Source organism: Methylomagnum sp. (assembly GCF_054333355.1).
Genome location: NZ_JBTEKS010000422.1, coordinates 1 through 3,605, shown reverse-complemented (window position 1 = coordinate 3,605; position 3,605 = coordinate 1). Strand labels below are relative to the sequence as shown.

At 59.5% G+C, this 3,605-nt stretch carries 3 protein-coding genes; all 3 read right to left on the bottom strand.

Features of this window, described 5'->3' with window-relative positions; all coding sequences use genetic code 11:
- Positions 1-320 precede the first annotated feature (320 nt).
- The gene (locus tag ACXWUF_RS20435; protein ID WP_458496403.1) at positions 321-731 is read right to left on the bottom strand and encodes a hypothetical protein; all 411 of its coding nucleotides are present in this window, start codon (positions 729-731) and stop codon (positions 321-323) included.
- A gap of 177 nt (positions 732-908) precedes the next feature.
- Positions 909-1,592 (bottom strand): tRNA (adenosine(37)-N6)-threonylcarbamoyltransferase complex dimerization subunit type 1 TsaB, encoded by a 684-nt coding sequence (tsaB, locus tag ACXWUF_RS20430; protein WP_458496402.1) that lies wholly within the window; start codon positions 1,590-1,592, stop codon positions 909-911.
- 92 nt (positions 1,593-1,684) lie between these two features.
- On the bottom strand, positions 1,685-3,605 hold a 1,921-nt coding region (locus ACXWUF_RS20425; RefSeq protein ID WP_458496401.1), incomplete at its 5' end, for an ATP-dependent DNA helicase.

Genomic DNA, 3,605 nt, shown 5'->3' with positions numbered 1-3,605 from the left:
AAGAGAATTGCTGAAAACATACGCTATATAAAACACAGAGAGTTAGACCTTGGCCAATATATTTTTGTGAGAGCGAGAAACATATTACCAGCAAAGCCATGCAAACCAACTTGGTTATATCGAAGCTACCCACCAAATGAGTTGTGTAACGATTGATAATGCATAGGGATGGTGCTTGATTGACGTATGCTTTAAAAACTAACAAATAAACCATTTAATATTATTTGTGATAAATTATTTGTTTTTATATTGGGAGATGGGCTAAATTAGTTGGCGAATCTTTTAGGAATCCGCGTCATCTCTGGGCCGGAGAGTCAGATTCAACCAGTTAAGCCCACCTCTGTTTTTTTTAGAAACTTATGCACGGCGGTTAGGCTTGGCTTGATCCCGGTGGTTTTTTCGATCAGGTGGCGGGCTTCCTTGAGGGTGGCCGGAGGGTTATCGGCGATGGCCTTCTCGATTTCATCGCGACGCGGCATCAGGGGGCTTTCGGGTTTTCGGAACTTCAACTGCCGCACCCGGTCCAGTCCGCCTTCTTGATATTCTCGGAGATAGCGAACCAGGGTGGCTCGCCCGCCAATCCCAACGATTATGCAAATCTCATTATGTGAATATCCTTGCGATTTTAAAAACAGCGCCTCCATCTTTTTGCGAACAAAGGGGTGAGGATGATACAGTTTTTCATACCGCAACTGTTCGATGACTTCTAATGGAAAATCAAGTTTTATCATAAGATGATTGCTCTTATCTCTGGATAGCTAAAAAATTATTAGAAAATATGGCGATTGATATGATTTACATGTAAGTTTAACAAGTATAAACTCAAGTTCGCTGGTTCCCAAGCTCCGGCTTGAGAACCCGGTCTTGCAAAATTTAGAGCTTGCCGCCGCGTCCGACTCAGGCTTATATCACCGCTCCCCCATCTTCTTAGCCACATTATCCCGCAAATAAACCGGCAGAGCCTTTTCCACCGGAACCGACATACCCCGCCCAAACTCCCCCGCCCCCAATCGCGCAATCACCCCCGCACGCGGAAACCGCTCCGCCAATACCACCTCGGCCCGCCCTTCCAGCTGTTCCGCCAACGGCACGCCATACGTCCCCCACCCGCTGCCAATGCCTACACCCCGGCTGTCCTCGGGAAACGCCACCTGCGTCGCGGGCAACACCGCTTCCTCGACCACCAATGCCACGCCCTCCCCCGCCCGACGATAGACGGCCCAATAAACCTCCCCCATCCGCGCATCAAAACACGGGTAGGCGTATTCCAGTCCGGTCCCCTCCAGCGCCTCCAAGGCCAGCGCCGCTAAAGTCGAAACCGGCACCACCCTCAAATCCGCCCCGAACGCGATGCCCTGCGTCACGCCCGCCGCCACCCGCACGCCCGTGAACGAACCCGGCCCGCGCCCGAAGGCCAGCGCATCCAGTTGATTCAGCGTCAGGCCCGCCTCGGCCAGCACCGCTTCCACCATGGGCAGAATCAGCCGGTTATGTTCACGGGGGGCCACTTGGTAACGCTCGATCACGCCGCCCGCGTCATACACGGCGGCGGAACAGGCTTCGGTGGCGGTTTCGATGGCGAGGATTTTCATGGGCTAAAGGCTCCGTTGAGACTAGCGCTGGAGTCCAAAGCTTGCTTTGGAGAAAAACCCCCAAAGCAAGCTTTGGACTCCAGCTTGTATTGTTATGCCTCTTCGAGGGCGAAAAACTGTTCCACATCCCGCACCGACCGGCTGCGCGGAATATCCGGCAGGCTGTCCAGAAACAGCTTGCCGTAAGAGCGGCTGACCAGTCGCGGGTCGCAGATCATCAACACGCCCCGGTCGCCCTGGTCGCGGATCAGGCGGCCCACGCCCTGCTTGAGCGTGATGATGGCGGCGGGAAGCTGATGGACGGAGAAAGGATTCAGGCCAGCTTTCTTGAGGCTGTCCAGCCGGGCGCTCAGCACCGGGTCGCTGGGCGCGGCGAACGGCAGCTTGTCGATGATGACGCAGGACAGCGCCGTCCCCGGCACGTCCACGCCTTCCCAGAAACTCGCCGTGCCCAACAATACGCCGTTGCCCGCCCGCTTAAACTGTTCCAGCAGCGCCGTCTTGGGCTGGGCGCCCTGCACGAACAGCGGATAATCCACCGCCAACGGCAACAGCGCGGCGGCTTCCAGCAAGGCTTGGTGCGACGTGAACAGCACGAATGCCCGCCCCCGGCTGGCCCGCAGCACCGGCACAACGGCCCGCAACGCCGCCCGGTTGTAATCCTGTGTGCCGGGATCGGGCAGGCCAGGCGGGAGATACAGCAGCGATTGATGGCGGTAATCAAAGGGGCTATCCCACGCCTGGCAAACCGCGTCTCGCAGCCCGAACTGGCCGGTGAAATGGTCGAACTTCCCGCCCACGGTCAGCGTGGCCGACGCGAACACCCAGGCCGCCTTGCTGGACTGCCGGAACTTGGCGAATTCCTCGGCGACGGCCAAAGGCGTCCGGTTCAGGGAAAAGCCGCGTTTGCGGGTCTCGAACCAGCGCACGGTCTCGCCGGTGTCCTCGGCCAGGAACAGCTCAAGCCGCACCGCTAAATCCGCGCAGCGCTTGGCGCAGGACTCCAAGCCCTTGCCGCGCATCGCCACGGCCTTCAATTCGTCGGTCAGCGTCGCCAACTGCCAGCGCAACGCCGCCAGCACCTCGCCGACCGCCGGGTCATCCGCCACCGCGTGCCAGGCATCGCGCCGCGAGTCCTCGCCCAGCACCAGCCGCAAATCGGCGTTCAACCGTTCCAGCCGCTCGGCCTCGTCCAGCAAGCCCCGCGCATCCGGGGCGTCCTTGAAGCGCTCGATGGCGATGTCGTGGGTCAGGTCGGACAACTGCCGGGAACTGAGGCTCAGGCCGAGAAACTGCGCGGCGGATTCAAGGAACTGGTGCGCCTCGTCCACGATGATGGCCTGGGCTTCCGGGAGGATTTCGCCGAAGCCATCGTTACGAAGCGTCCAATCCGCCCACACCAAATGGTGATTAACCACCAGCACGTCGGCTTCCTGCGCGGCGCGGCGGGCCTTGACCAGGAAGCAATCGGCGTACTTCGGGCATTCCTGGCCCAGGCAGTTATCCACGGTGGACGTGACCGCCGGCCAAAGCTGGGAAGACTCCGGCACCCCGGACGCCTCGGCGATGTCGCCGCTGACCGTGGTTTTGCTCCAACGACGGACGGCTTCCAAGGCTTGGATGTCCTTTTCGCCGTGACCGGCCTTCACGCCGAAAGCGTTCTCCATCCGGTAGAGGCAGAGATAATTGCCGCGCCCTTTCAGCAGCGCCGGGCGGAATGGCTCGCTCAGGGCGCGCCGCACGAGGGGCAAGTCCTTGCGGAAAAGCTGGTCCTGCAAGGTCTTGGTGGCGGTGGAGACGATGGTCTTCTTGCCCGACAAGATGGCCGGAACCAGATAGGCCAGGGTTTTGCCCGTGCCGGTGCCCGCCTCCGCCACGAGGCAGCCATTGGTCTTGAGCGCCTCGGCCACGGACTCCGCCATCGCCACTTGTTGCGGACGGGGCTTGTAGCCGGGCAATTGTTGAGCGAGAGCGCCATCCGGGCCGAAGATAGTGGTTAGATCAGACATTTTG

Coding starts and splice junctions, on each gene's coding strand:
- ACXWUF_RS20435 (WP_458496403.1), bottom strand. CDS start 731: ATGATAAAACTTGATTTTCCATTAGAAGTCATCGAACAGTTGCGGTAT.
- tsaB (WP_458496402.1), bottom strand. CDS start 1,592: ATGAAAATCCTCGCCATCGAAACCGCCACCGAAGCCTGTTCCGCCGCC.